Source organism: Mycobacterium sp. B14F4 (assembly GCF_039871645.1).
Classification (GTDB): Bacteria; Actinomycetota; Actinomycetes; order Mycobacteriales; family Mycobacteriaceae; genus Mycobacterium.
The window spans coordinates 219,702-245,152 of sequence record NZ_JBDPMF010000003.1 but is presented as its reverse complement, the minus strand read 5'-3'; the positions used below and the strand labels follow the sequence as shown (position 1 = coordinate 245,152).

The window sequence follows — 25,451 nt, the reverse complement described above, 5'->3', positions numbered from 1 at the left end:
AAGGTCCTATGCTTGCTCGATGCCGGTTGACCGTGATGCGCTGGAGGCGACGATCGCCGCCGACGTGCGCGCGATGAACGCCGAATCCGACCAGATCGGCAGGCTGTTCGCGAGCCGACACGACGTCGCCGCCAACGACTTTCGTGCGCTGTTGTACGTGATGGTCGCCGAGACCGAGGGGCGCCCGCTGACGGCGGGTGACCTGCGCAAGCGGATGGGGTTGTCCGGTGCGGCGATCACCTACCTCGTCGAGCGGATGATCGCCTCCGGTCACTTCCTGCGCGAATCCGATCCAACCGACCGGCGCAAGGTGATCCTGCGGGTCGCCGATCACGGAATGACCGTGGCCCGTGGGTTTTTCACGCCGCTGGCCGAGCAGACCAGCACGGCGCTGACTCGGCTGTCCGACTCCGATCTCAAGGCCGCGCACCGCACGTTCACCGCGTTGATCGACGCCATGCGCGGTTTCCGTGGCCGGCTCGAGGACCCCACCGGCGCCGATTGAGCGCGGCCTGCTGTCCGGCGCGGCCGGCGTCTGGCAGGCTGGACGCGCGATGAGTGACTCTCCCGACAACGAAACACGACTCGGCGCCGATGAGCCGACGACGGACCCGGAACCCGTCGCCCCGTCGGCCGGCCGTGTCGTGATGCTGCTCGGCTCGGGCGAGCTGAGCCGCGAGCTGGCGCTGTCGTTCCAGCGGCTGGGCGCCGAGGTGATCGCGGTCGACCGCTACGCCGATGCCCCCGCGCACGGCGTCGCCGACCGCGCGGTCGTGGTCAAGATGAACGACGCCGAGGCGCTGACGGCGCTCATCGAGAAGGAGAACCCGCGCTACGTGGTGGCCGATGCCGGCCTGATCGCGGCCGACGCACTGATCGCCGTCGCCGAGCGCGGCACCGTCGAGGTGTTCCCGACGCCGCGCAGCACCCGGCTGTCGCTGGACCGCGAGGGCCTTCGCAGGCTGGCCGCCGACGAACTGGGCCTGCCCACCGCGCCGTTCTGGTTCGCCGGTTCGGTCGAGGAGCTGACCGCGGTGGCCAAGCATGCCGGCTTTCCGCTGGTGGTCAAGCCGATCGCGTCGGCGCCCGGCGAGGGCGAGTCGGTGCTGCTGCGTCCCGACGACGTCGAGCCCGCCTGGCACCGTGCCGTCGCAGGCGGCCGCATCGCTCACAACCGGGTGATGGCCGAGTCGGTGGTCGAGGTCGACTTCGAGGTCACGCTGCTGACCATCCGGACCATCGGACCGACGGGTCCGGCGGTGCACTTCTGCGAGCCGATCGGGTACCGCGCCCGCGGGGACGGTGCCGACGTGCTCGAGTCGTGGCAGCCGCAGCCCCTGTCGCCGGCGGCGTTGGACGCGGCCAAGTCGATCGGCGCGCGGATCGTCAACTCGCTCGGCGGGCGCGGCGTCTTCGGCGTCGAGTTGCTGGTGAAGGGCGACGAGGTCTACTTCGACAACGTTCGCCCGCGGCCCAACGACGCCGGCCTGGTCACGCTGCGTTCGCAGCGGTTGTCGGAGTTCGAGTTGCATGCCCGGGCGATTCTGGGATTGCCCGTCGACACCATCATGATCTCGCCTGCGGCCGCGGAGGTCACCTACGCCGGTGCCGAAGCGAGCCGCGCGGCCGGCACAGATCCGCAGGTGGTGCTCGCCGATGCCCTGGCCGTTGCCGAGAGCGACGTGCGGTTGTTCGACCGCCCCGACGAGTCCGACGGCAGGCGACGGCTGGCGGTGGCGCTGGCGACGGCGCCGGACCCGATCGTGGCCCGTGACCGCGCGCGGCGCGTGACCGCGGCCCTGCGCAAGCTCTGGTGACCGATGGCCGACCCGGAGTTCGACCGCGCCGACCGGCCGACCGCGACGCCGTTCCTAGTTGCGCTGGGGATCATTGTGCTCGTGGTGATCGTTATCGGGTTGCTCAATCTGTTCGGCGGCCAGGAGCGTCCCGTCGAGCAGCAGGTGGCCACCGCCGCGGTCGGGCAGAACGACGCACTGCAGCGCCAGAACTACGCTGACTTCCGCGGCTACACTTGCGCGGCGCAACAGGGCAACGAGTCCGAAGTGCTTGCCGTGCAACGGGAATCGGTGGACAAGCGTGGTGAACGGTTCGTCGACGACGTCACCGAGGTGAAGATCGACGGGGACCGCGCGACCGCCACGGTGACCTACCACTTCGACAAGGCGCCCGACGCCAAGGAGGACGCCGCGATGACGTTCGTGCGCGAGGGCGGGGCTTGGAAGGTCTGTTCACTCGGCCCCAGGTAGCTGTGGGACACTCGCGGTCGTGACATATGCCGGAGACATCACGCCCGAGGAGGCGTGGAGGCTGCTGACCGACTCCCGCGACGCCGTGCTGGTGGACGTCCGCACCGACGCCGAATGGCGGTTCGTCGGGGTGCCCGACCTGTCCTCGCTGCAGCGCGACGTCGTGTTCGTCGAGTGGAACCGCTCCGACGGCGGGCGCAACGAGTCCTTCGTCGACGACCTCAAGACGGCGGGTGTCACACCCGGCGCGGGCCCGGTGGTGTTCCTGTGTCGCTCCGGCAACCGGTCGATCGGCGCCGCCGAGGCCGCCACCGAGGCCGGTATCGCGCCGTCCTACAACATTCTCGACGGCTTCGAGGGCAATCTCGACGAGCACCGTCATCGCGGCGCCACCGGCTGGAAGGCCGTCGGCCTGCCCTGGAAGCAGTCATGACCCACCCCGCCGATTCCCAGGTGCCGTCGGTGCGTCGGTCGGTCGAGCTGCCCGAGGGGGTCAGTCAGGCCACTCTCGGGGTGCGCGGCGGGTTGCTGCGGTCCGGCTTCGAGGAGACCGCCGAGGCGATCTACCTCACCAGTGGATATGTGTACGCGTCGGCGGCCGAGGCGGAGAAGGCGTTCACCGGCGAGATCGACCGCTACGTGTACTCCCGCTACGGCAACCCGACGATCTCGATGTTCGAGGAGCGGCTGCGCCTGATCGAGGGTGCGCCTGCGTGTTTCGCGACGGCGACCGGGATGGCGGCGGTGTTCACGTCGCTGGGTGCACTGCTGGCGGCGGGCGATCGGCTGGTCGCCGCGCGCAGCCTGTTCGGGTCCTGCTTCGTGGTGTGCAACGAGATCCTGCCGCGCTGGGGCGTGGAGACGGTGTTCGTCGACGGCGAGGACCTGTCGCAGTGGGAGAAGGCGCTGTCGGTCCCCACCCAGGCGGTGTTCTTCGAGACCCCGTCCAACCCGATGCAGTCGCTGGTGGACATCGCGGCCGTGTGCTACCTCGCGCATGCCGCAGGTGCGAAAGTCGTGCTGGACAACGTGTTCGCCACGCCGATCCTGCAGCAGGGCATGCCGCTGGGCGCCGACATCGTGGTGTATTCGGGCACCAAGCACATCGACGGCCAGGGCCGCGTGCTGGGCGGGGCCATCCTGGGTGACAAGCAGTACATCGACGAGCCCGTGCAGAAGCTGATGCGTCACACCGGCCCGGCGTTGAGCCCGTTCAACGCGTGGACCCTGCTCAAGGGACTGGAGACGCTTGCGGTGCGGGTGGAGCACCAGAATGCGTCGGCGCAGCGGATCGCGGAGTTCCTCGAGAACCATCCCGCGGTGAGCTATGTGCGTTACCCGTTCCTCGAGTCGCATCCCCAATACGACCTGGCGAAGCGTCAAATGACCGGTGGCGGAACGGTTGTCACGTTCGAGCTGGCCGGCGGCACCAAGGAGCGCGCGTTCGAGGTGCTCGACAAACTGCGGATCGTCGACATCTCGAACAACCTCGGCGACGCCAAGTCGCTGATCACCCACCCGGCGACCACCACGCACCGCGCGATGGGCCCCGAAGGTCGCGCCGCGATCGGGCTCGGGGACGGCGTGGTGCGAATCTCGGTGGGCCTGGAGGGAACCGAGGATCTGCTGGCCGACCTCGACCAGGCGCTGAGCTAGGTGTCGCGCCGATCCGACGCGAAGGAGGCCCGCCGGCGCAAGCGGCAGGCCGCCCGCAACGACCGGTGGCTGCCGGACACGGTGCTGGACTCGCTGTCCGGCGACATCGAGCTGGCGGCGGTCCTCGAGGCGTTCGACGAACGAATTACCGAGCGCGGCTGGGTATTCGACGACGAGTTGTCCGATGACGAGTCGGCGCTGTGGTTCTATCCGCCGTCACACGCCGCCGTCGCCGACCCCGAGGATGTGGTGTCGGCGACGACGATCGTGTTGACCGCCGGCGACGGCGGCGACGTCGCGCACGTGGTGTTCGTCGGCACCGCCGACGACTACCAGTTCGACCTCGAGGAACTGTTCGACGCCGTCGACGTGATCGAGGCCTATCGCCTCGGCGACGCGGCCCCGACCTTTTGACGAGCGCTCAGCCTTGTACGGTTTTTCCCCGCGATTGTGTACCAGGGTGCGCGCTCGGCCGAGAAAGTCATCCCTCGACGACGCCCTGCGCGGTGCGCGCGCGGTCCTCGTAGCTCTTGCGCGCGGTGGTGTCGAACTCCAGGAACACGTTGTCGAGCCCGAGCTTGCGGTTCATCCACCGCCTGCCGCGGGGCCCGAGCATCTGAGCGGCCTGCGCGGTGAAGCGCAGGAACGGCGGCACGGCGACGTGCGTCTTCGGCTTGTCGAGCGTCTTGACGATCGCCGCGGCGATCTCCTCGGGCTCGACGGGCTTGGTGCCTGCGGTCTCCTTCGTGCCGGAGATCAGCTCGGTGCGGGTGAACGGCGGCATGACCACCGAGACGTCGACGTGGTAGCGCGCGACCTCGTCGGCCAGCGCGGCGGTCATCCCGACCACGCCGAACTTCGCGCCGACGTAGACGACCTGGCCCGGCACCGGGATCAGCCCGGACAGCGAGGCGATGTTGATGATGTGGCCGCTGCGCCGGGCGATCATGTCGGGCAGCACCAGCTGACAGCCGGTGATGACGCCGTAGAGGTTCACCTCCAGCGACGACCGGATCGACTGCTCGGACTCCTCGACGAACGGGCCGATCGGCATCACACCGGCGTTGTTGATCAGCACGTCGATGCGTCCGCCGCCGTCGACGCGGGCCTTGTCCAAGAACGTCGCGAACGAATCGCGATCGGTCACGTCGAGCGGATAGCCCGACACCGGGCCCAGCTTGGTCAGCTGCGCGACGGCCGACTCCTGCAGCGCCACGTCGCGGTCGCCGATCACGACCCGCGCACCCCGCGCCAGCAGCGCCTTAGCCGTCGCATAACCGATGCCGCGGGCGGCGCCGGTGATCGCGATCGTCGTGCCCCTGATGTTGTCCATGACCCCAAACTTTACATGTGTCAAGTTTGGGGTGGAAGTCCGCTATCTTCGTCAGCGTGAACCCGTTGCGCTTCGTGGCGGTCGGCCAGGACGATCCGCTGGCGGCGCCGTTGCTGGCCGAACTCGCCGTGGAGTACGCCCGGCGCTACGGCGGCACCGAACAACGCGTGATGACCTGGCTGCGCGGCCATCCCGCCGAGGACTTCGCCGCACCGGACGGCGGACTGCTGATCGGAGTGATCGACGACAAACCCGTCACCGGCGGGGCGTTTCAGCGCTTCGACGCCGAGACGGCCGAACTCAAGCGCATCTGGACCGACAGCGGTCACCGTCAGCGCGGTTACGGCAAGGCGCTGCTGGCCGAACTGGAGGCCGAGATCGCCGCGCGCGGGTACACGCGGGTGTACCTGACGACGGGCGACCGCCAACCCGAAGCCGAGGCGCTCTACGAGGCCGCGGGCTATACCCGACTGGCCGAGCCGCTGTCGGCAGACGGCGAGGTCTATCCGATCGCTTTCGCGAAGTCGTTGCGATGACGGGCCGACCGGCCGGCCGCTCCCTATAGGCTGGGCGTCGGTGTCGGGGACACCCGGGGGTGGTTGTGGCTCTAACGCAGACGACGGTCGGGTGGCTGCTGGTTGCGGCCGCCGCGCTGACCTTCATCGTCGGGTTGGCCTCGCGCGTGGTCATCGGCCGTAGGCGCGAAACCAAGGCCGTGCGGACGATGGTGCACACCTTCCGCAGGACCGGAGTGGCCCGCGTGCTGTTCGGCCGGTTCGAGGACGATGTGCTCGACGACGACGAACTCGACAGCATGATCCTGATGCCGACGATCGTGGTGGCGTGCGGGCTGTGCCTGACCGCGATCTTCCTGCTCGGCTATCAGAACCTGACGTAGACGTGCGCGGTCACCGGCGCGCGGCGGTCTCGGCGGCCTCGCGGATCGACCCCCGCCACATCCGACCATGGCCGGGCAGCAGCACCTCGGTGTCGAGCACGCCCAGCGCGCCGAGGCTGCGCACGCAACCGTCCTGGTCGTGGTTGAACAGGCCGGGTAGCAGTTGCGGACCGCCGCGCGGCAGCAACGGGTGGCCGGTGACCAGGGCGTCGCCGCTGACCAGAACGCCGTCGACGACGAACGAGCAGTGCCCGCCGGTGTGCCCCGGCGTCGGGATCGCCGACGGTTTACCGGGCAGCGCCGCCGCGATGTCCTCGGTGAGGGCCTGCGCGGTCGGGATACCGCCGTGCACCATGGCGCCCTTGCGGGTGATCGACACCGACCATGTCAGGTAGCGCGGCCGCCAGATGTGCTTGGCGATATCGACCGGCGACGCCTGCTCCAGATACTCCCGCTTGGCATGGCTGACCTCCGCGGCATGGCAGTACACCGGCGTGCCATGGGTTTCGGCGAACCAGATCGCCGACCCGAAGTGGTCGATGTGCGCATGGGTCAACAGGATCGCGCGCACGTCGTCGACGCCGAAGCCCAGTTCGCGCAGCGACCCCAGCACGTCGTCGCGGCTGCCCGGGAAGCCGGCGTCGATCAGCACCACACCGTCACCGTCGGTGACCAGCGTCCAGTTGACGAGGTCGGTGTAGGCGAAGTGGACGGTGTCGGTGACGGCCGTCAGCGCTGCTGCCATGCCGTGAGTGTAGGCAGCGGGGTAGAAAAGACCCGTGGACTTGAAACTCGGATACAAGGCGTCGGCGGAGCAGTTCGCGCCGCGGGAACTCGTCGAGCTCGGCGTCGCCGCCGAAGAGCACGGCATGGACAGCGCGGTCGTCAGCGACCACTTCCAGCCGTGGCGTCACGAGGGCGGCCACGCTCCGTTCTCGCTGGCGTGGATGACCGCGGTGGGCGAGCGCACCGAGCGGATCATGCTCGGCACCTCGGTGATGACGCCGACGTTCCGCTACAACCCCGCCGTCATCGCTCAGGCCTTCGCGACCATGGGCTGTCTCTACCCCGGCCGGGTCATGCTCGGCGTCGGAACGGGTGAGGCCCTCAACGAGATCGCCACCGGATACGAGGGGGACTGGCCGGATTTCAAGGAGCGCTTCGCCCGGCTGCGTGAGGCGGTCAAGCTGATGCGCGAGCTGTGGCTCGGCGACCGGGTCGACTTCGACGGCGAGTACTACCACACCAAGGGCGCCTCGATCTATGACGTGCCCCGGGACGGGGTTCCCGTCTACATCGCCGCAGGCGGTCCGGTGGTGGCCAAGTACGCCGGACGCGCCGGCGACGGGTTCATCTGCACCTCCGGCAAGGGCGAGGAACTCTACAAGGACAAGCTCATCCCGGCGGTGAAGGAGGGCGCCGAGGCCGCCGGGCGCAATCCCGACGACATCGACCGGATGATCGAGATCAAGATCTCCTACGAGACCAAGCCGCACCTGGCGCTGGAGAACACCCGGTTCTGGGCCCCGCTGTCGCTGACCGCCGAGCAGAAGCACTCCATCGACGACCCGATCGAGATGGAGAAGGCCGCCGACGCGCTGCCGATCGAGCAGGTCGCCAAGCGCTGGATCGTCGCGTCGGACCCCGACGAGGCCGTCGAGAAGGTCAAGGACTACGTCGACTGGGGGATGAACCACCTGGTGTTCCACGCCCCGGGCCACGATCAGCGCCGGTTCCTCGAGCTGTTCGCCAAGGACCTTCAGCCCCGGCTGCGCAAGCTCGGCTGACCCGACTGAAAGCCGCACCAACACATCATGATCCGAGTGTTGGCGACGGTCGTCGCTGCGCTCGCCTTCGTCGTCGCCGCCGCGGCACTGCTGTCGCGATACCTGCCGGTCAGCCACGAGGTCGTGCTGGTGCTCGCCGCAGCGGCGCCGTATCTGACCGCCGCGGGGATTGCGGCGATGGTGCTGTTCGGCGTCGTGCGCCGGTGGGTGCCGACGATCGTGGCCGCCTGCCTGTCCCTGGTGATGCTCGCGGTGCTGGCGCCCAGGTACTTCGGGCCGGAGCAGGCCGACGTCCCGTCCGTGCCGCTGCGGGTGGTGAGCGCCAATCTCGGTATGGGGCAGGCCGACGCGCGCGCCGTCGTCGAGCTCGCCACCGCATCGGCCGACGTGCTGGTGGTCCAGGAGATGACACCACAGGTCGCGGCCGCGATGTCGGCGGCGGGGCTGGAGGCCGCGTTCCCACACCGGGCGATCGATCCGCAGCCGATGGCGGCGGGCATCGGGCTGTGGAGCAGGCACCCGATCCTGGCATCCGCGCGAGTCGCCGGCTACCAGATGCCGATGCTCAGCGCCCGAATCCGGTTGCCGGGCGTGCGGTTCGACACGACGGTGCTCGCCGTGCACCTGGCCGCACCCTGGGTGCAGCCGCTGCGCTGGTTCCGTGGCGACATCGAACAGTTGCCGTCGACGTTGCGGGCGCTCGCTCGGGACGCCGGCTCCGGCGCGGTGATCGTCGCCGGCGACCTCAACGCCACCTACGACATGAAACCGTTCCGGGCCCTGCTCGCCGAGGGCTACCGCGACGCCGCCGAGCAGGCGGGTGCGGGACTGACGCGCAGCTACCCCAGCCGGCCCTGGCGTCCGCCGGTCGTCGGCATCGACCACGTGCTGGTCCGCAACTGCACCGCGGGCTCGGCGCACACGGTCGCGGTGCCCGGCTCCGATCACCGCGGCCTGGCCGCAGGCGTCGACATCCCCGTGGACCCGACCGCCAGTTGACGTATACCTCGCGAAACGTACACCGGGGTCGTCATCGCCCGCCTGACCACGACCTTGGTGTACGTTTCGCGAACGGGCTCTCGTCGGTGCGGCACGTCAGTTGGCCCGGCGGCTAGGCTGACGAGGTGCCAGCTGGCTCATGGTCTTCGCGCGAGCGCTCATCCGCGATCTACGTGGCCTCACCCGAAGGCGACACCGGCAAGTCGACCATCGCGCTGGGCATCCTGCACCGGCTCGCGGCCACCGTCGCCAAAGTCGGTGTGTTCCGGCCGATCACCCGGCTCGGCGAGGATCGCGACTACATCCTCGAACTGCTGCTCGACCACAGTACGGCCGGGCTGACCTACGACGAGTGCGTCGGCGTCGGTTACGAGCAACTGCACGAGGACCCGGATGCCGCGCTGGGCGAGATCGTCGACCGCTACCACCACGTCGCCGATCAGTGCGACGCGGTGCTGATCGTCGGCAGCGACTACACCGACGTGGCCGCGCCCAGCGAGTTGTCGACCAACGCGCGAATCGCCGCCAACCTCGGCGTCCCGGTCGTGCTGGCGGTGAAGGCCAAGAATCGCAGCCCCGAGCAGGTGGCGCACCTCGTGGACGTCTGTCTTTCCGAGATCGCCGGCCAGCACGCCCACACCGCCGCGGTGGTCGCCAACCGTTGCGATCCGGCCCAGCTGAGCGCGGTCGCGACGGCGCTCGAGCCGTTCGAGCCCAAGAGCTACGTGCTGCCCGAGGAGCCGCTGCTGGTCGCGGCGTCGGTCGCGGAGTTGCAGCAGGCGGTCGAGGGCACGGTCGTCAGCGGAGACCCGGCGCTGCTGTCGCGCGAGGTGATGGATGTGCTGGTGGCCGGCATGACGGCCGAGCACGTGCTGGAACGCCTGACGGAGGGCGTCGCCGTCGTCACCCCCGGGGACCGCTCCGACGTTGTGCTCGCCGTCGTCAGCGCGCATGTGGCCGAAGGCTTTCCGTCACTGTCTGGAATCATTCTCAACGGCGGGCTCGAGCTGCATCCGTCGATCGCCGCGCTGGTGTCCGGGCTGGGCCTGCGGCTGCCGATCATCACCACACGCTTCGGCACCTTCGAGACCGCCAGCCGGGTGGCGGCGGCGCGGGGCCGGGTCACCTCGACATCGCTGCGCAAGATCGACACCGCGCTGACGCTGATGGAAACCCACGTCGACACGGCGGACCTGCTGGCGCAGCTGACGATTCCCATACCGAACGTGGTCACCCCGCAGATGTTCACCCACCAGCTGCTGGAATGGGCGCGCACGGACCGCAAGCACATCGTGCTGCCCGAGGGCGACGACGACCGCATCCTCACCGCGGCGGGGCGGCTGCTCAAACGGGGGGTGGCGGAGCTGACGATACTCGGCGACGAGCCCCAGATCCGCGCTCGTGCAGCGGAATTGGGCGTGGACATCTCCGCGGCGACCGTGCTCAACCCGCGGACCAGCGACCTGTGTGACAAGTTCGCCGAGCAGTACGCCGAACTGCGCAGACACAAGGGCGTCACCGTCGAGCAAGCCCACGAAATCATGCACGACGTGTCGTATTTCGGCACCATGCTGGTACACAACGACATGGTCGACGGCATGGTGTCCGGCGCGCGGCACACCACCGCGCACACCGTGCGGCCGGCGTTCGAGATCATCAAGACCCTGCCCGACGTCTCCACGGTGTCGAGCATCTTCCTGATGTGCCTCGCCGACCGCGTGCTGGCATACGGCGACTGCGCCATCGTGCCGGATCCCACCTCGGAGCAGTTGGCCGACATCGCGATCTCCTCGGCGCGCACCGCGCACCGGTTCGGCATCGAACCGAGGGTTGCGATGCTGTCCTACTCGACCGGTACCAGCGGCACGGGCGCGGACGTCGACAAGGTCAGGGCGGCAACGGACCTGGTTCGACAGCGGCAGCCCGATCTGCTCGTCGACGGGCCCATCCAGTACGACGCCGCGGTGGAGCCGTCGGTGGCCAAGACGAAGATGCCCGATTCGAAGGTGGCGGGCCAGGCGACGGTGCTGATCTTCCCCGACCTCAACACCGGCAACAACACCTACAAGGCGGTGCAGCGCAGCGCCGGCGCGATCGCCATCGGCCCGGTGCTGCAGGGGTTGAAGAAGCCCGTCAACGACCTGTCCCGCGGAGCGCTGGTCCCCGACATCGTCAACACCGTGGCGATCACCGCGATCCAGGCCCAGACCCTGTGACGGATTCGAGGGTGCTCGTCCTGAACTCGGGGTCGTCGTCGCTGAAGTATGCGGTGATGGAGCCGGATTCGACCAGCATGATCGCCGACGGCATCGTCGAGAGGATCGGCGACAGCGACATTCGCGACCATGGTGCGGCCCTGCAGGTGGTGTTCGACGAACTCGCCGATGACATGGCGGGGCTGATCGCGGTCGGCCACCGGGTGGTGCACGGCGGCCCGGACATCTACCGGCCGACCCTCGTCGACGACGCGCTGGTGGCGAAGATCGACGGCTTGTCTGCGCTTGCCCCACTGCACAATCCACCCGCGCTGCTGGGCATCAGGGAGGCCCGCAGGGCGCTGCCGCACCTGCCCCACGTCGCCGTCTTCGACACCGCGTTCTTCCACGACCTGCCGCCCGCCGCGGCGACATATGCGATCGACCGCGAAGTGGCCGCGCAGTGGCACATCCGCCGCTACGGTTTCCACGGCACCTCGCACCAGTACGTCAGCGAGCAGGCCGCGGCCTACCTGGACGCGCCACTGGTGTCGCTGCGCCAGATCGTGCTGCACCTCGGCAACGGCGCGTCGGCGTCGGCCATCGTCGGCGGCAGGCCCGTGGACACGTCGATGGGAATGACGCCGATGGAGGGTCTCGTGATGGGCACCCGCTCCGGTGACGTCGACCCCGGCGTGCTGACGTACCTGTGGCGCACCGCGGGCATGAGCGTCGGGGACATCGAGGAGATGCTCAACCGGCACTCCGGGGTCCGCGGGCTCGGCGGTGAGATCGACTTCCGCGTGCTGCATCAGCGCATCGAGTCCGGGGACGCCGCAGCGCAACTGGCCTACGACGTCTACATCCACCGGCTGCGCAAGTACATCGGTGCCTATCTGGCGCTGCTGGGTTCCGCCGACGTCATCACGTTCACCGCCGGGGTGGGGGAGAACGACGCCGCCGTGCGCCGCGACGCGTTGAGCGGGATGGCGCCGCTGGGCATCGAACTCGACGAGCATCTCAACGACAGCCCGGCCAGGTCGGCGCGCCGGATCTCCGCCGAGCACTCCCCGACGACGGTGCTAGTGATTCCCACCGATGAGGAGCTTGCGATCGCCAGAGCCTGCGCTCAGATCGTCGAGCACTGACTGCGGCTCCTCGAGCGGCAGCGTCCTGTCCGGATCGCAGATCGCCAGCAACCGGCGCACCTGCCGGCCGCAGCGCAATTGCCATTTCAGCCCGTACCGGGAACAGATGACGTTGACGTTGTGCAGGGCCGCGAAGCCGGGGGTGCCGAAGAAGTCGACCAGCCGAAGGTCCAGCAGCAGGCGCTTGGCACCCGCCACGCGCCCCTCGATGTAGGTGGTCAGCGCGCGGCTGTTGGTCGCGTCGATCTCACCTTCGACGGTGACGACAACCGTCGAGGTGTGCAGGTGCGACGCGGAGAAGGTGCCCCTGTGGTGCCGTTCGCAACGATCGAACGACCGGGGGTCGGGGCGGAACACCCGGCAGGTCCCTATAGCAGACACCGTGCACTCCATCAGTCGAGGGAATCCGTACCGCTGATGCCGTCAGGGATGGCCTTAATCTGTTAAAGCTGCACGTCGGGAACTCGCCCGGCGTCGATGACGTCACCTGGTGGCTGTGAACTCAACCTGTGACGCAGATTACTACGAAATCCGCAGGTTGACCATGAAGTTCTGACCATCACCGATGCGGCAACGACGCGGTCGGTGTCGTCGAATTTGCTGCTACCGCGAGTGAATCCGTAGGCCGCGCGATAACGCCGCGAGGACGAATTTGCCGGGCCATCGCCGGGGGAGATCGGCGGCTATCGCTAGAACGTGCTCGTTGGGCGCACGCTGTTGGCCAGATCGACCAGCGCGTAACGATGCGCCTGGGTCGGAGCCACCCGCGCGAGGGCGCGCAGCGAGGATTCGACCCCCAGTTGCAGCCCGTGCTCGGTGAACGGGAAACCGAGGATGTGGTTGGTGCTGGCGGTGTGGTCGGCCAACCAGTCCATCGCCGTGCCGAGCACCAGCGCGCGGATCTGCAGCACCCGGGGCTCGGTGTCGGGCAGCGCCTCGACTCGGCGGGCGGCGTCGCGGATGTGCTGCTCGGTGATCTCGTGCGTCGAGCGGCCGGACAACAACGTCACCGCGCTCGTCAGCCGGGCGGTCGTGAAGTGGCGCGACATCACCGGCACCTGGTCGAGCGTGCGCACGGCCGCGTCCCGGTCACCTGCCGCCGACTGCGCTCGTGCCAGACCGAAACCCGCCGAGATGATGCCATTGTCGGCGCACCACACCGTCTTGTAGAACTTGCGCTCGGGAGCTTGCGCAAGGTCGGGGCCCGCGAGCTCCGCGGTGGCCGCCAGCGCGAGCTTGGGCGCCAGCTCGCCGGGCAGTGTGTCCAGCACCTCGGTGAAATGCTTTGTCGCCGAGTCGTAGTCGGCCGAGAGCATCTCGGCCACCGCCTTGAACCACACCAACCGCCAGCGCCACCCGACGCGATCGGCGAGGTCGTCGAGCTTGCGGGTGGCCTTGGCGACGTCGCCGAGGTCGAGCAGGGCGCGCACCTCCATCAGCGGCAACTCGACCGAGTCGGACAGGTCGATGCCCTCGGAGTCCAGCGCGCCGTGCCGGGCCGCACGCAACTGGTCCAGCGTCTGCACGGGCTGGCTCAGCACGCTGGCCGACAACACTGTCGCGCCCACATCGGTCGGGTCGACCAGCGGCACCGGCAGTGCCTTGACGATCTCCTGCGCGGTCAACCGCTCAGAATGCACCTGGCCGTCGAGGTACACGTCGGTGTGCGCGACGAGCAGATCGACGCCGAAAGTGGAACGGGTGGGCGAGAACACGGTCGACAGACCGGGTTTCGGCGATCCGGTGTCCTGGGCGACCACCTCGCGCAGCACGCCGAGCAGCTGGCCCGACATCTCCTCGGAGCTGGCGAACCGACGGCGCGGGTCGGGGTCGATGGCCCGGCGCAGCGCCCGGCCGAACGAGTCGTAGGTGGCCAGGACCGGGTCGTCCTCGGGCAGTCCGTCGACGTAGCGGCCCTTGCGGGTGCGCAGGTTCAGCGTCAATGCCGCCAGCGTGCGGCCCACCGTGTAGATGTCGGTGGCCACGGTCGGGCCCGTGCGCACGATCTCCGGTGCCTGGTAACCCGGCGTGCCGTAGAGGTAGCCGAACGAGTTGATCGTCGACACCGCGCCGAGGTCGATCAGCTTGAGCTGTTCCTCGGTGATCATGATGTTCTCGGGCTTGAGGTCGTTGTAGGTCAACCCGATCGAGTGCAGGTAGCCCATCGCGGGCAGGATCTCGAGCATGTAGCCGATCGCCTGGGCGACCGGCAGTTTCTGTCCCCTGCCCGGCCTCAGCGAGGTGCCGCCGACGTACTCCATCACGATGTAGCCGACGGGGTTGCCGTGCTTGTCCTCGTGCTCGACGAAGTTGTAGATCTTCACGATGCCGGGATGGGTCACCTCGGCGAGGAACTGCCGCTCGGCCATCGCGATCTTCTGCGCCTCGGCGTCGCCGGAGTGCACCAGGCCCTTGAGGACGACGGGCCGCTCGTTGACGTTGTGGTCGAAGGCCAGATACACCCAGCCCAGCCCGCCGTGCGCGATGCAGCCCTTGATCTCGTACTGGTCGGCCACCATGTCGCCCGGACTCAGTTGCGGCAGAAACGAATACGCGCTGCCGCAGCTCGGGCACCAGCCCTCGGACTGTCCGGGTGCCTCGCCGGACGACCTGCCGACGGGCCGTCCGCAGTTCCAGCAGAACCGCTTCGACTCGGCGACAACCGGATTGGTCATCAGCGCTTCGAGCGGATCCTTCGCGCGCACCCGCGGAATCTCGACGAGCCCACCGCCGAGGCGGCGCGTCGGCGAGAGCGCCCGCGTCGCCGTGGTGTGGTCCTGCGGTTCGGTGTCGCCGGTGTGGGCCGAGACGCCGTCGGCATCGTCGTCGTCGTCGAACTGCGGACGGAACACCGCCTGGGTGGCCATCGGCCGCATCGTCGACACCGAATCCATGCCCATGTCGTCGAAGTCGGCCGACGGTGTCCCGCTGGTCGGCTCCGCCGACGGTGTCCCGATGGTCGGCTCCGCCGACGGTGTCCCGGTGGTCGGCTCCGCCGACGGTGTCCCGCTGGTCGGCTCCGCCGACGGCGCCCCCTCCTGGCCGCCGTCGAAGTCCTCCTGAATCTCGGCCATCAGTCCGAGTACCTCGCGACGGGGGGCGACGGCGCGGGGCCGAGCACCGTGAGCCACTTGCGGTACAGAGTGCTCCAGGTGCCGTCGCGGCGAATCCGCTCGAGTGTCCCGTTCACGAAACGCACCAGCCCGGTGTTCTCGAGGTGGATCCCGATGCCGTAGGGCTCCTCGTTGAGGCTGGGCCCGACGATGCGCAGGTACGGGTCCTGAGACACCAGCCCGGCCAGGATCGAGTCGTCGGTGCTGACCGCGTCCACCTGACGCTGTTGCAGCGCGACCAGGCAGTCGGCCCACGTCACGACGCCGACGATGATCGGCGGGGGAGTGATCTCCTGGATGCGCTCCAACGACGTGGTGCCCTTGGCGACGCACACCCGTCGGCCCGAGAGGTCCGACGGTTGCCTGATGTTCGAGTCGCGCGGCGCCAGGATCCGCTGGTTGGCGTTGAAGTAGACCGTCGAGAAGTTGACCAGCTTCTTGCGCTCGCAGGTGATGGTCATGGTCTTGACCACGACGTCGACTTGGTTGTTCTGCAACGCGGCGATGCGGTCGGCCGACGACAGGATGCGGTACTCCACCTGAGCAGGCGTGCCGAAGATGTCGCGGGCGATCTCGCCGGCGATGTCGACGTCGAACCCGGTGACCTCGCCCGTGATCGGGTCGCGGAACGAGAACAGGTTGCTGCCGATGTCCAGGCCCACGATCAACCTCCCCCGCGCCCGGATGTTCTCCACCGCCTCGTCGGCCTCGGCCTTGGTGGCGAACGGCCGCAGACTTTCTCTGCGGTCGCAGGCGTCGCGGTCCTGCGTCGGCGCGCGCACCGGCTCTGGCGGCAACTCCTCCATGCCCGCGGGGGTCGGCGGCGCCAGGGTTATCCCCGGTGGCGTCGTCACCGACGCGGCCTGCGCGCAGCCGGTGAGCACCGCGGCCGCGGCGAGCAGGATGCCGAAGACCTTGCGCCTCATCGGTTGTCTGTTCTCCCCCTGCCCCTCGGGCGGGCGGTATCCCCACACGCGAGCGCTCATCACCGGTACTCACTCAATCTCGGCCACAACCCGAGCGCCACAGCGACGGCCGCGACGACGCTGAGCACGGCGGCCCCGACGGTCGCCCCGGACAGCACCCGGTGGGCGTTGACGATGTCGTCGCGCAACTGGCTGCGGCTCTCCTCGATGCCCTTGCTCAGCGCCTCGTCGAGCTTGTTGAACGCCGGTGTGGAGTCGTCGTCGCCGGTGCCCAGCGCCACCTGCGTGGCGGCCTGGTAGTTCCCGACGCCGATGTAGGCGTTGATTCGGTCGTCGGCCGCGCGCCAGCGCTTGAGCATCTGCTCGGCGCCCGCCAGATCGGTCTTGTCGATCGCGTCGTCGCGGGCGAGGTATTCCGACAACTGCTGCTGCATCATGTCGATGCGGTCGTAGTACGACTGCTTGCGCACGGTCTCGTCGCCGCGCCGGATCAGGGCCAGGGTCTCGTCGGCACGCGCCTGCTGTGCGGTGATCGCAAGGTTGGTGACGGTCTTCAGCGACTCGGCCGCGGTGTCTTTGGCGCTGCGGCTGTCGGCGGTCGAGATGATCAACGCCGTGCCGACCCAGATCAGCATGATGAACACGGCCAGGCCACCCGCGACGAAGCCGATGTTGATCCGCCTGCGGGTGCGCCGGGCCAGCCAGCGGTTGGCGAACACCCCGAACAACAGCGTCGCGAGGACCACCAGGATGACCGGACCCGGAATCCGCGTCGACGCGGTGGTTTCGGTGTCTACCCGCGCGGAGGTCTCCTCGTAGAGCCGCTGTGCCTGCGGCAGGATCTGCGTCTGCATCAGCGCCGATGCCTCCGACAGATACGAGGAGCCGACCGGGTTTCCGGCCCGGTTGTTGGTGCGCGCCGTCTCGACGAGCCCGGTGTAGACCGACAGCTGCGCGTTCAGCCGGCCGAGCAGCTGCACCATCTCCTCGTCGGTGAGCCCGCTCGACGCCCTGGTCACCGCGACGGAGGCGTCGGTGATCGCCTGCTCGTAACGCTGCCGCACGTCACGCGGCTCCGTCCCGGCGATGAACGCGGTGGCCGCGGCGGCGTCGGCGACCGACAGCGTCGTGTAGAGCTGACCCGCGGCGAACGCCAACGGCTCGGTGTGATTGAGAACGGTGGTCAGCGCCTGCTGGCGGTCGTTGATCGTCGTGGAGGTGGCGAAGGCGCTGGCGATGACGAGCGCGGAGAGCACCACGCCGATGGTCAGGATCCGGCCGGGGGTGGTCCACAGGAACCACCAGCGTGGGTGCGCGGGTGTCGTCGGCGACCGCGAAGCGAGCGGCTCCGTCGACGGGTGCGCCAACTCCACAGTCACGTGCGCGCGGACCTCATCTGCTTTGCTTCCCGGCTCGTCGTTTCGGCTGCTCCCACTCTATAAAAGAAGTCTAAGAGTTTCAGGGACCTACGCGTTCCCTATTCTTGGGCGTGTGCGAGGCGACGGTGACGGCTGGGTGGTGTCCGACACCGGAGCCGCCTTCTGGGGACGGTTCGGCGCGGCGGGGTTGCTGCTGCGGGCGCCGGGTGTGGGCGGCGCGGCCGCGGTGCTGTTGCAGCACCGGGCGCCGTGGAGTCACCAGGGCGGCACCTGGGGTCTGCCCGGCGGCGCGCGCGACAGCCACGAGACGGCCGAAGAAGCCGCCGTCCGCGAAGCGCACGAGGAAGCGGGCCTGCCCGCCGACCGGTTGACCGTGCGGACCACCGTCGTCACCCTCGAGATCGCCGGTGTGTGGACCTACACAACGGTCATCGCCGACGCACCGGAACTGCTCGCGACGACGCCGAACCGGGAGAGCGCCGAGTTGCGGTGGGTGCCCGTCGCGGAGGTGGCCGACCTGCCGCTGCACCCCGGGTTCGCGGCGAGTTGGGAAGGGCTTCGCACGGCGATCGCGGAGATCCCGTTGCTGGTCAACGAGCCGTAAGCGCCCCTCTGAGGCTGCGGGCGGCGGCCGTCGGGTCCTCGGCGCCGGTGATCGCCCGGACCACGACGATGCGCCGCGCGCCGGCCGCGAGCACCTCGGGCAGCCGGGCGTGGTCGATGCCGCCGATCGCGAACCACGGCTTGTCGGTGCGCAGTGCGGTGGTGTGGCGGACGAGGTCGAGACCCGGCGCCGGCCGGCCCGGTTTGGTGGGGGTGGGCCAGCACGGCCCCACGCAGAAGTAGTCGACGGCTTCGGCGACGGCGGCGGCGACCTGAGCGGCGTCGTGCGTGGAGCGCCCGATCACCGGGCCGGGCCCGACGATTCGGCGTGCCACCGGCAGCGGCAGGTCGTCCTGCCCCAGGTGCAGCACGTCGGCGCCGGCCGCCAGTGCGATGTCGGCGCGGTCGTTGACCGCGAGCAGGGCGCCGTGGCGGCGTGCGGCGTCGGCGAGCACCTCGAGCGCGTCGAGTTCCTGGCGGGCCTCCAGCGGGCCGAACCGCTGCTCGCCCGGCGAGTTCTTGTCGCGCAACTGGATGAGATCGACACCGCCGGCCAGCGCCGCATCGGCGAACGCCGCGAGGTCACCGCGCTCACGACGGGCGTCGGTGCACAGGTACAGCGATGCCGTCGCCAGGCGGTCCAGGGGTTTGTGCACACCGCGAACGGTAGCGCCTTCCCTTGAGTAGGCTGGACCGTCTACACGGGAGTCCCGGGACCGGGGTCTGAGAGTGGGCGCGCCGCCCTTACCGTCGCACCTGATCCGGGTCATGCCGGCGAAGGGAGGGAAATGTCCGCCGAAGCACCTGCCGGTTCACTGGCCGTCATCGGCGGCGGCGTCATCGGCCTGTCCATCGCGCGCCGGGCCGCGCACGACGGCTGGAGCGTGCGCGTGCACCGCACCGCCGACCGGGGTGCCTCGTGGGTCGCCGGCGGCATGCTGGCGCCGCACAGCGAGGGGTGGCCCGGTGAGGACGAGCTGCTGCGGATCGGGTTGGAGTCGCTGCAGATGTGGCACGCCGACTTTCTGGACGGGCTGCCCGACGACGTCGTCACCGCCCGCGAATCGCTGGTGGTCGCCGTCGACCGCGCCGATGCGGCGGACCTGAAGACCGTCGGGGAGTGGCTTGCCGCCCAGGGGCACCCGGTCACCGCGACGTCGGCCGCCCGCGACATCGAACCGCTGCTGGCGCAGGGCATCCGGCACGGGTTCGTCGCGGAAACCGAACTGGCCGTTGACAACCGCGCAGTGGTGCAGGCGCTGGTAGCACACTGTGAGCGTCTCGGGGTGCAGTGGGCGCCTGCCGTCGACGACATCGCGTCGGTGGACGGCGACGCCGTGGTGATCGCCAACGGCATCGACGCGCCGACCCTCTGGCCGGGTCTACCGATCCGGCCGGTCAAGGGCGAGGTGCTGCGGTTGCGCTGGCGCCGTGGGTGTATGCCGGTGCCGCAGAGGGTGATTCGTGCGCGGGTGCACGGCAGGCAGGTTTATCTGGTGCCGCGCGGCGACGGCGTCGTCATCGGCGCCACCCAGTATGAGCACGGTCGCGACACCGCGCCCGCAGTGACCGGTGTCCGGGAACTGCTCGACGACGCGTGCGCGGTGATGCCGGCGCTGGGCGAGTACGAACTGGCCGAGTGCGCGGCGGGATTGCGCCCGATGACGCCCGACGGGTTGCCGATCGTCAAGCGTCTCGACGAGCGCACGCTGGTGGCTGCGGGGCACGGGCGCAACGGTTTCCTGCTCGCGCCGTGGACCGCGCAGCGGATCGCGGCCGAACTCGACGTCACGGTGGGAGCGCAATAATGAAAGTCATGGTGAACGACGAGGCGGTTGAGGTGGATGCGCAGACCACGGTCGCCGCGCTGCTGGAACGCCTCGGGTTCCCGGGGAAAGGGATCGCCGTCTCGGTGGACTGGTCGGTGTTGCCGAAGTCCGAGTGGCACACCACGCTGACCGACGGCGCCCGCGTCGAGGTGTTGACGGCGGTGCAGGGTGGCTGACCTCGGGGGCAGGAGCGATGGGCCCCCGCGCGAAGCGCTGGGGACGACTAGGGGGACGGACACCGCGAAGCTGACCATCGCCGGGCGGGAGTTCGGATCCCGGCTGATCCTCGGCACCGGTGGAGCGGCGAACCTGGCGGTGCTCGAGCAGGCGCTCGTCGCGTCGGGGACGGAACTGACGACGGTTGCGATGCGGCGCGTGGACGCCGAGAGCGGCACCGGTGTGCTGGACCTGTTGAACCGGTTGGGTATCACGCCGTTGCCGAACACCGCGGGGTGTCGCGGCGCGGCCGAAGCGGTGCTGACGGCCCAGCTGGCGCGCGAGGCGCTGCAGACCGACTGGGTGAAGCTGGAAGTGATCGCCGACGAACGCACGCTGCTGCCCGATGCTGTCGAATTGGTGCGGGCAGCAGAGCAATTGGTCGACGACGGCTTCACCGTGTTGCCCTACACCAATGACGATCCGGTGTTGGCGCGTCGCCTCGAGGACATCGGGTGTGCTGCCGTCATGCCGCTCGGTTCGCCGATCGGGACGGGCCTGGGTATCGCGAACCCGCACAACATCGAGATGATCGTCGACGCTGCTTCGGTGCCGGTGGTGCTCGATGCGGGTATCGGCACCGCCAGCGACGCCACGATGGCGATGGAACTGGGTTGTGACGCCGTGCTGTTGGCCACCGCGGTCACCCGGTCCGCCGACCCGCCGACCATGGCCGCGGCCATGGCGGCCGCCGTCACCGCGGGTTACCTGGCACGGCAGGCGGGCCGGATTCCGAAACGGTTCTGGGCGCAGGCATCCAGCCCGACATTATGAGTCGATATGTGGCGCTGGGTAGTTCGATGGCGGCGGGTCCGGGGATCCGTCCGCGGGCGTCGGGTGCGCCGCTACCTGCCGGTCGGTCGGCGCGCAACTATCCCCATCTGGTCGCCTCGAGATTGGGGCTGGACCTCGTCGATGTGACGTACTCGGGCGCTACCACCGCGAACGTGCTTACAGAACCGCAGTGCGGTGCGCCGCCTCAGGTCGAGGCGCTGGACGGCACCGAAGACTTGGTGACGGTGACCATCGGCGGCAACGACGTGGGTTATGTGCCGCTGTTGTTCGCCGCCGGACTTCCGCGACCGGTCCGGGCTATGCCGTTGCTCGGCGGGGTGCTGCGCGCGAAACTGGACCCGGTGCAGCGGGACGCGGCGCTGGCGCGGGTGGAGGAATCGTTGAAGGAGGTCGGCCGCACGATCCGCGAACGCTCGCCACGGGCGAAGGTGTTGTTCGTCGACTACCTGACCCTGCTGCCGCCGGAGGGGACCCCGGCGCCGCCGCTCGACGAAGCCGACGTCGTCACCGGGCGACACGTCGCCGAGACGCTGGAGCGGCTGACGGCCGAGGCGGCGACCGCGACCGGCTGCGGGCTGGTGCGGGTGGCCGAGCCGAGCCGACCTCACCATGCCTGGTCTGCCGAGCCATGGACCACGAAGTTCGGACTGCCGCTGCCGGGCCGGCCCGCGCCGCTGCATCCGAACGCGGCGGGGATGCGAGCGGCGGCGGATCTTGTCGTCGCGCAGGCGAACTAGAATCGTGAGCCGATGATCGAGTTGGCGGGCCTGACCAAGAGATTCGGCAGGACGCGCGCCGTCGACGGCCTGACGTGCTCTATCGAACCCGGGGTCGTCACCGGCTTCCTCGGACCCAACGGCGCGGGCAAGACCACCACCATGCGACTGATCCTCGGGTTGGATCACCCGACGTCGGGCACCGCGACGATCGACGGGGTGCCTTACCGACGGTTGGCTGATCCGCTGCGCAGCGTGGGGGCGCTGCTGGATGCGCGGCAGGCTCACCCGAACCGCTCGGCGCGTAACCACCTGCGATGGATCGCGGCCAGCAATCGCATCCCGGGCGAGCGGGTCGATGAGGTTCTGGAGATGGTCGGTCTTGGCTCGGTGGCGGGCAAGAAGGCCGGGACACTGTCGCTCGGCATGAGTCAGCGGCTGGGCATCGCCGGCGCGCTGCTGGGTGACCCGCCGGTGTTGCTCTTCGACGAGCCCGTGAACGGCCTTGACCCCGAGGGAATCCGGTGGGTGCGCACACTGATGCGGTCGCTCGCCGCCGAAGGGCGAACGGTTTTCGTGTCCAGTCATCTGCTGGCCGAGATGGCCAACACCGCGGACCGATTGGTGGTGATCGGCCGGGGCCGGCTGATCGCGTCGACATCGGTGTCCGACTTCGTCAGCCGCTCCGGCGGCGAGACCGTCCGGGTGCGAAGTCCGCACATGAACGCGCTGCGTCGTGCGGCCGCGGCCGCGGGGTTGGCGGTTGAGTTGGCGCCGGAGGACTCCGCGGTGTTGGTCCGCGGCGCTTCGATGGAGGTCGTCGGCGACCTGGCTGCGCGTAACGGCATCACGTTGCACGAGCTGAGTCCGCTGCAGGTCTCCCTGGAAGAGGCGTACATGAAGCTCACCGATGAGTCCGTCGAGTACCGGACGGTCGGATCGTGAGCGCGCTCGCGGTACTCGACGCAGAGCGCATCAAGCTGGCCACGACCCGGTCGTCGGTATGGATCTCGCTGGTTGTCGCGGTGCTCAGCCTTGCGCTGGCCGCGCTGCAGGGTGTGCTCTCGCATGCGTCTGCGCCGCTGGATCCGCAACGAGCGGCCCTGGGGATCGCGGTCTTCGGGGTGCCGGTGTTGATGGTGCTGGCGTCGATGACGGTGACGTCCGAATATCGCAGCGGAATGATCCGCACGACGTTCATCGCGGTTCCGAACCGGACAGTCGTTCTGTTGACCAAACTTGTTGTGGTGTCGGTATTTTCGGCGGCCTTTGCGGCGGCGCTGACGGTGACGGCCATCGCGTTGGCCGGTGTTCTCGCGGCTGCCGGCGGTGCGGTCGAACTGTCACCGGCCTCGGCCGGAGTGTGGCGCCTGGCGGCCGCGATCGCGCTTTACGCGGCCTTGGCGACGGCGCTCGGAGTCGGGGTTGGCGCGTTGGTGCGGGCGGGCCCCGGCGCCGTGGCGGTGCTGTTGCTGTGGCCTCTGGTCGTCGAACCGATGCTCGGCAACCTGCCGGAGGTGGGTCCGCAGGTCGGGCCCTACCTGCCGTTCGCGAACGTCTTCATCTTCATCGACGTCCCGTGGCTCTATCCCGTCTATGCGATGCCGTGGGGTCCGCTGGGGTCGCTGGCGTATTTCGTCGCCGTGCTCGCGGCGGTGCTGGGTGCGGCGATCGCCGCGGTCAACGTGCGAGACGCGTAGCCGTCGCTGACGGGGGTGTCGGCGGGCTGGGGCTTAACGGTGAGACGGTGCCGAGAACGCTCGCCATGGGACTTTCGGCCCTAGTGCGGCAAATAATCAGCTTGATGCTTTCGTGACTATTGGGGCGGATGACACGTACTCGCGCGACTCGACTGCGCGATGGTCAGCAACGGCTGTTCAAGATCTGATCTGCGCGTTCGTCAATTAATTCGGCGATCCGGTGTGCCAGAACTTGCGAACGACAGTACCCGAGCCTCGCCGCGTTCTGAGCAACGGTGACGATCGCGTATGGCGGCTCGATGCCGACCGGTCGTTGCCCGAGTATCGCTGGCGGAAGCTGAAAGAGGCTGTGATCAAGCACAAGACGCTCCGTCCCGGCTTCGCGCAATGGGTCGTACGCCAGGTGACGGACAAGTCCGAGAAGGTGCGGCCCGCCCACGTGATCATCATCATGCAGACCGAGACACTGCCGCTTCCGGGCCAGGGCGAGCCCAAGAAGGTTCGAAAAGTGTTGTACAGCGCGAAGGTCGTAAGGCCTAAATGATGCTGCAGGCGGGAGACATTCGGCAACGACGACACGCGCTGTCACAGGCGTGGAGGGGATTCTGGTTCCGCGTTGAGCCCGCATATACCATCGGGCTGGTCCGAATTGTGTTCGGTGCGCTGGTCGTCCTGTGGGCGATTGAGCTCAAGACCAATCTCTACATTCGCTTTGGTACCGAGGGAGTGCTTCCGCGCACCCCGTCCCAGGCATACACCTGGACTGTCTTCGAGCTCTTTCCCAGCGACAATGCGCTGCTCGTCGGATGGATCGTCCTCATGGTCGCGGCGATCGCTCTGACTGTGGGTTGGCACAGCAGGTTGGCGGCAATCCTTGTTTTCATCCTGATTGTCTCTTTCGAGCGGCGAAATCCCTGGGTGTTCAACGCCGGCGACATGCTGCTGCGCATCGAAGCGCTCTTCATCGCTCTGGCACCGTGCGGAGCGGCGCTATCCCTTGACCAGCGGCGGCGCACCGGGGCATTCTGGTCGGCACAGGATCGTCAGATCTGGGCACTGCGGCTACTGCAGATACAAGTCTCGATCATCTACATCTCCATCGTCGTCGCGAAATTGCGCGGCGAGACTTGGCAGAACGGCACGGCAGTGTCGTACTCCTTACGTCAGTACGACATGCTGGTGTTGCCACTTCCTGACTGGGTGGCAGGCAATTTGACTTTTATGAACGTGATGACGTGGGGCACGCTGGTCATCGAGCTGGCCATCGGCATCTTTGTCTGGAATCGACGATGGCGCCCATGGGTACTCGCTGCAGGCGTCGTGCTGCATCTGTCGATCACCGTGACGATCGCGGTCGGACTCTTCAGTTTCGCCATGTTCGTCTTGTACCTGGCGTTCATTCCCGCCGACCGGGTGAAGACGATGGTCGATAAGTTGAAGCAGTTGACTGATGAGGTCAGTGCGCGGCTGACCCGCCGGCGCAAGGTTGCGCCTTTGGTCGATGAGGAGGACGCCCGGGATGAGGGCGATGACCAGCTGGCCCTCGAACACCAAGACCTGCACAGACGTGCGCATGAGCCGACGGTCGCTCCGATTGGTGCCTCGCGTAGAACACTTGAACCGATCAACGGCGTCAGGCGTTCGGCTGAACCGGAGCGCACGCAGCCGGGGCACTCAACCGAAGTCCGGGACGCAGAACGAGTCTATGACCATCGTCATCGGGTCCCAGATACCGTCCGGGTGCCTGTTCCCGCACGCTTCATTCAACCGGACGATGCGCCGACGGGCCGCCATGCCCGCCGGCCCGACACGCCTCGTCGAAACGGGGAACTAACCGGTCACACGACGTGACGTCGTCCAGCCGAAGCTGGGCACACTTCGTCTGGACGCG

General features: G+C 68.6%; 28 protein-coding genes and 1 riboswitch. Of the genes, 21 read left to right on the top strand and 7 right to left on the bottom strand.

The features are described 5' to 3' along the window. Positions 1-19: 19 nt before the first annotated feature. From ABGB19_RS11040 to ABGB19_RS11015, 6 genes are read left to right on the top strand one after another with little or no spacing between them, the layout of a single operon-like run. Positions 20-505 (top strand): MarR family winged helix-turn-helix transcriptional regulator, encoded by a 486-nt coding sequence (locus ABGB19_RS11040; RefSeq protein WP_347685982.1) that lies wholly within the window; start codon positions 20-22, stop codon positions 503-505. A 49-nt stretch (positions 506-554) separates the two neighbouring features. Next, positions 555-1,817, top strand: coding sequence for a formate-dependent phosphoribosylglycinamide formyltransferase (purT, locus tag ABGB19_RS11035; protein WP_347685981.1), 1,263 nt, complete (start codon positions 555-557; stop codon positions 1,815-1,817). Positions 1,818-1,820: 3 nt separating this feature from the next. Continuing rightward, positions 1,821-2,267, top strand: a complete 447-nt coding sequence (locus ABGB19_RS11030) for a lumazine-binding protein (RefSeq protein ID WP_347685980.1) — start codon at positions 1,821-1,823, stop codon at positions 2,265-2,267. A gap of 19 nt (positions 2,268-2,286) precedes the next feature. Further along, positions 2,287-2,700, top strand: coding sequence for a rhodanese-like domain-containing protein (locus tag ABGB19_RS11025; RefSeq protein ID WP_347685979.1), 414 nt, complete (start codon positions 2,287-2,289; stop codon positions 2,698-2,700). After that, the gene (locus tag ABGB19_RS11020; RefSeq protein ID WP_347685978.1) at positions 2,697-3,923 is read left to right on the top strand and encodes an O-succinylhomoserine sulfhydrylase; all 1,227 of its coding nucleotides are present in this window, start codon (positions 2,697-2,699) and stop codon (positions 3,921-3,923) included. The genes ABGB19_RS11025 and ABGB19_RS11020 overlap by 4 nt, the downstream gene beginning before the upstream one ends. Next, complete coding sequence (locus tag ABGB19_RS11015; protein ID WP_347685977.1) at positions 3,924-4,337, top strand: hypothetical protein; 414 nt, start codon at positions 3,924-3,926, stop codon at positions 4,335-4,337. It abuts the gene before it with no gap. A 67-nt stretch (positions 4,338-4,404) separates the two neighbouring features. Here the strand turns inward: ABGB19_RS11015 and ABGB19_RS11010 are convergent, their stop codons facing one another. Further along, entirely contained in the window at positions 4,405-5,256 is an 852-nt protein-coding gene (locus ABGB19_RS11010; protein WP_347685976.1) for an SDR family oxidoreductase, read from the bottom strand. Positions 5,257-5,312: 56 nt separating this feature from the next. Between ABGB19_RS11010 and ABGB19_RS11005 the strand changes: the two genes are divergently transcribed. Both ABGB19_RS11005 and ABGB19_RS11000 read left to right on the top strand, forming a co-directional pair. After that, complete coding sequence (locus ABGB19_RS11005) at positions 5,313-5,792, top strand: GNAT family N-acetyltransferase (RefSeq protein ID WP_347685975.1); 480 nt, start codon at positions 5,313-5,315, stop codon at positions 5,790-5,792. A 65-nt stretch (positions 5,793-5,857) separates the two neighbouring features. Continuing rightward, positions 5,858-6,154: a hypothetical protein gene (locus ABGB19_RS11000; RefSeq protein ID WP_347685974.1), complete on the top strand. Its 297-nt coding sequence runs from the start codon at positions 5,858-5,860 to the stop codon at positions 6,152-6,154. A gap of 10 nt (positions 6,155-6,164) precedes the next feature. Here the strand turns inward: ABGB19_RS11000 and ABGB19_RS10995 are convergent, their stop codons facing one another. Then, on the bottom strand, positions 6,165-6,899 hold the full coding sequence (locus tag ABGB19_RS10995) for an MBL fold metallo-hydrolase (RefSeq protein WP_347685973.1): 735 nt from the start codon (positions 6,897-6,899) through the stop codon (positions 6,165-6,167). 34 nt (positions 6,900-6,933) lie between these two features. On the opposite strand from ABGB19_RS10995, the gene fgd reads away from it, so the two are divergent. The 4 genes from fgd (at position 6,934) to ABGB19_RS10975 (ending at position 12,283) form a co-directional block, all read left to right on the top strand. Further along, positions 6,934-7,941, top strand: a complete 1,008-nt coding sequence (fgd, locus tag ABGB19_RS10990) for a glucose-6-phosphate dehydrogenase (coenzyme-F420) (protein ID WP_347685972.1) — start codon at positions 6,934-6,936, stop codon at positions 7,939-7,941. Positions 7,942-7,968: 27 nt separating this feature from the next. After that, the gene (locus ABGB19_RS10985) at positions 7,969-8,940 is read left to right on the top strand and encodes an endonuclease/exonuclease/phosphatase family protein (RefSeq protein ID WP_347685971.1); all 972 of its coding nucleotides are present in this window, start codon (positions 7,969-7,971) and stop codon (positions 8,938-8,940) included. Between the two features lie 125 nt (positions 8,941-9,065). Next, on the top strand, positions 9,066-11,156 hold the full coding sequence (gene pta / locus ABGB19_RS10980) for a phosphate acetyltransferase (RefSeq protein ID WP_347685970.1): 2,091 nt from the start codon (positions 9,066-9,068) through the stop codon (positions 11,154-11,156). A gap of 56 nt (positions 11,157-11,212) precedes the next feature. Beyond that, entirely contained in the window at positions 11,213-12,283 is a 1,071-nt protein-coding gene (locus tag ABGB19_RS10975) for an acetate kinase (protein WP_347686234.1), read from the top strand. On the opposite strand, the gene ABGB19_RS10970 is transcribed toward ABGB19_RS10975, so the two are convergent. The 4 genes from ABGB19_RS10970 to glnX all read right to left on the bottom strand — a co-directional run bounded on the left by ABGB19_RS10970 (position 12,218) and on the right by glnX (position 17,701). Beyond that, positions 12,218-12,664 (bottom strand): STAS domain-containing protein, encoded by a 447-nt coding sequence (locus tag ABGB19_RS10970; protein ID WP_347685969.1) that lies wholly within the window; start codon positions 12,662-12,664, stop codon positions 12,218-12,220. The genes ABGB19_RS10975 and ABGB19_RS10970 overlap by 66 nt on opposite strands. A gap of 308 nt (positions 12,665-12,972) precedes the next feature. Continuing rightward, the gene (locus ABGB19_RS10965) at positions 12,973-15,357 is read right to left on the bottom strand and encodes a serine/threonine-protein kinase PknG (RefSeq protein ID WP_347685968.1); all 2,385 of its coding nucleotides are present in this window, start codon (positions 15,355-15,357) and stop codon (positions 12,973-12,975) included. Further along, complete coding sequence (locus tag ABGB19_RS10960; protein ID WP_347686233.1) at positions 15,357-16,322, bottom strand: glutamate ABC transporter substrate-binding protein; 966 nt, start codon at positions 16,320-16,322, stop codon at positions 15,357-15,359. The genes ABGB19_RS10965 and ABGB19_RS10960 overlap by 1 nt, the downstream gene beginning before the upstream one ends. Positions 16,323-16,381: 59 nt before the next feature. Beyond that, entirely contained in the window at positions 16,382-17,701 is a 1,320-nt protein-coding gene (gene glnX / locus ABGB19_RS10955) for a protein kinase G-activating protein GlnX (protein WP_347685967.1), read from the bottom strand. Between the two features lie 112 nt (positions 17,702-17,813). Between glnX and ABGB19_RS10950 the strand changes: the two genes are divergently transcribed. After that, positions 17,814-18,305 carry an NUDIX hydrolase gene (locus tag ABGB19_RS10950; RefSeq protein WP_347685966.1) on the top strand — a complete coding sequence of 164 codons (492 nt, stop codon included), beginning with the start codon at positions 17,814-17,816 and terminating at the stop codon, positions 18,303-18,305. Here ABGB19_RS10950 and thiE read toward each other — a convergent pair. After that, positions 18,292-18,960, bottom strand: a complete 669-nt coding sequence (gene thiE / locus ABGB19_RS10945; RefSeq protein ID WP_347685965.1) for a thiamine phosphate synthase — start codon at positions 18,958-18,960, stop codon at positions 18,292-18,294. The two genes, ABGB19_RS10950 and thiE, sit on opposite strands and share 14 nt — an antisense overlap. A 35-nt stretch (positions 18,961-18,995) precedes the next feature. After that, positions 18,996-19,105, top strand: a riboswitch (TPP riboswitch). Here thiE and thiO point away from each other — a divergent pair. From thiO to ABGB19_RS10905, 8 genes are all read left to right on the top strand, one after another. Beyond that, positions 19,093-20,112 carry a glycine oxidase ThiO gene (gene thiO / locus ABGB19_RS10940; protein WP_347685964.1) on the top strand — a complete coding sequence of 340 codons (1,020 nt, stop codon included), beginning with the start codon at positions 19,093-19,095 and terminating at the stop codon, positions 20,110-20,112. It overlaps the preceding riboswitch by 13 nt. Continuing rightward, positions 20,112-20,309 (top strand): sulfur carrier protein ThiS, encoded by a 198-nt coding sequence (thiS, locus tag ABGB19_RS10935; RefSeq protein WP_347685963.1) that lies wholly within the window; start codon positions 20,112-20,114, stop codon positions 20,307-20,309. The genes thiO and thiS overlap by 1 nt, the downstream gene beginning before the upstream one ends. Positions 20,310-20,379: 70 nt before the next feature. Next, entirely contained in the window at positions 20,380-21,123 is a 744-nt protein-coding gene (locus ABGB19_RS10930; protein ID WP_347686232.1) for a thiazole synthase, read from the top strand. Further along, positions 21,120-21,881 carry an SGNH/GDSL hydrolase family protein gene (locus ABGB19_RS10925; RefSeq protein WP_347685962.1) on the top strand — a complete coding sequence of 254 codons (762 nt, stop codon included), beginning with the start codon at positions 21,120-21,122 and terminating at the stop codon, positions 21,879-21,881. The genes ABGB19_RS10930 and ABGB19_RS10925 overlap by 4 nt, the downstream gene beginning before the upstream one ends. A gap of 12 nt (positions 21,882-21,893) precedes the next feature. After that, a complete protein-coding gene (locus ABGB19_RS10920; protein ID WP_347685961.1) occupies positions 21,894-22,805 on the top strand; it encodes an ATP-binding cassette domain-containing protein in 912 nt (303 codons plus the stop codon). After that, positions 22,802-23,560 (top strand): ABC transporter permease, encoded by a 759-nt coding sequence (locus ABGB19_RS10915; protein WP_347685960.1) that lies wholly within the window; start codon positions 22,802-22,804, stop codon positions 23,558-23,560. The genes ABGB19_RS10920 and ABGB19_RS10915 overlap by 4 nt, the downstream gene beginning before the upstream one ends. A 220-nt stretch (positions 23,561-23,780) precedes the next feature. Beyond that, positions 23,781-24,104, top strand: coding sequence for a hypothetical protein (locus ABGB19_RS10910; protein WP_347685959.1), 324 nt, complete (start codon positions 23,781-23,783; stop codon positions 24,102-24,104). Beyond that, positions 24,101-25,411: an HTTM domain-containing protein gene (locus ABGB19_RS10905; protein WP_347685958.1), complete on the top strand. Its 1,311-nt coding sequence runs from the start codon at positions 24,101-24,103 to the stop codon at positions 25,409-25,411. The genes ABGB19_RS10910 and ABGB19_RS10905 overlap by 4 nt, the downstream gene beginning before the upstream one ends. The last annotated feature ends 40 nt before the right edge of the window (positions 25,412-25,451 follow it).

Bases quoted from the DNA above. Each gene is read 5' to 3' on its own strand.
- ABGB19_RS11040 (WP_347685982.1), top strand. From the start codon at position 20: ATGCCGGTTGACCGTGATGCGCTGGAGGCGACGATCGCCGCCGACGTG.
- purT (WP_347685981.1), top strand. From the start codon at position 555: ATGAGTGACTCTCCCGACAACGAAACACGACTCGGCGCCGATGAGCCG.
- ABGB19_RS11030 (WP_347685980.1), top strand. From the start codon at position 1,821: ATGGCCGACCCGGAGTTCGACCGCGCCGACCGGCCGACCGCGACGCCG.
- ABGB19_RS11020 (WP_347685978.1), top strand. From the start codon at position 2,697: ATGACCCACCCCGCCGATTCCCAGGTGCCGTCGGTGCGTCGGTCGGTC.
- ABGB19_RS11010 (WP_347685976.1), bottom strand. From the start codon at position 5,256: ATGGACAACATCAGGGGCACGACGATCGCGATCACCGGCGCCGCCCGC.
- ABGB19_RS10995 (WP_347685973.1), bottom strand. From the start codon at position 6,899: ATGGCAGCAGCGCTGACGGCCGTCACCGACACCGTCCACTTCGCCTAC.
- ABGB19_RS10985 (WP_347685971.1), top strand. From the start codon at position 7,969: ATGATCCGAGTGTTGGCGACGGTCGTCGCTGCGCTCGCCTTCGTCGTC.
- ABGB19_RS10975 (WP_347686234.1), top strand. From the start codon at position 11,213: ATGGAGCCGGATTCGACCAGCATGATCGCCGACGGCATCGTCGAGAGG.
- ABGB19_RS10965 (WP_347685968.1), bottom strand. From the start codon at position 15,357: ATGGCCGAGATTCAGGAGGACTTCGACGGCGGCCAGGAGGGGGCGCCG.
- ABGB19_RS10960 (WP_347686233.1), bottom strand. From the start codon at position 16,322: ATGAGGCGCAAGGTCTTCGGCATCCTGCTCGCCGCGGCCGCGGTGCTC.
- thiO (WP_347685964.1), top strand. From the start codon at position 19,093: ATGTCCGCCGAAGCACCTGCCGGTTCACTGGCCGTCATCGGCGGCGGC.
- thiS (WP_347685963.1), top strand. From the start codon at position 20,112: ATGAAAGTCATGGTGAACGACGAGGCGGTTGAGGTGGATGCGCAGACC.
- ABGB19_RS10925 (WP_347685962.1), top strand. From the start codon at position 21,120: ATGAGTCGATATGTGGCGCTGGGTAGTTCGATGGCGGCGGGTCCGGGG.
- ABGB19_RS10920 (WP_347685961.1), top strand. From the start codon at position 21,894: ATGATCGAGTTGGCGGGCCTGACCAAGAGATTCGGCAGGACGCGCGCC.
- ABGB19_RS10905 (WP_347685958.1), top strand. From the start codon at position 24,101: ATGATGCTGCAGGCGGGAGACATTCGGCAACGACGACACGCGCTGTCA.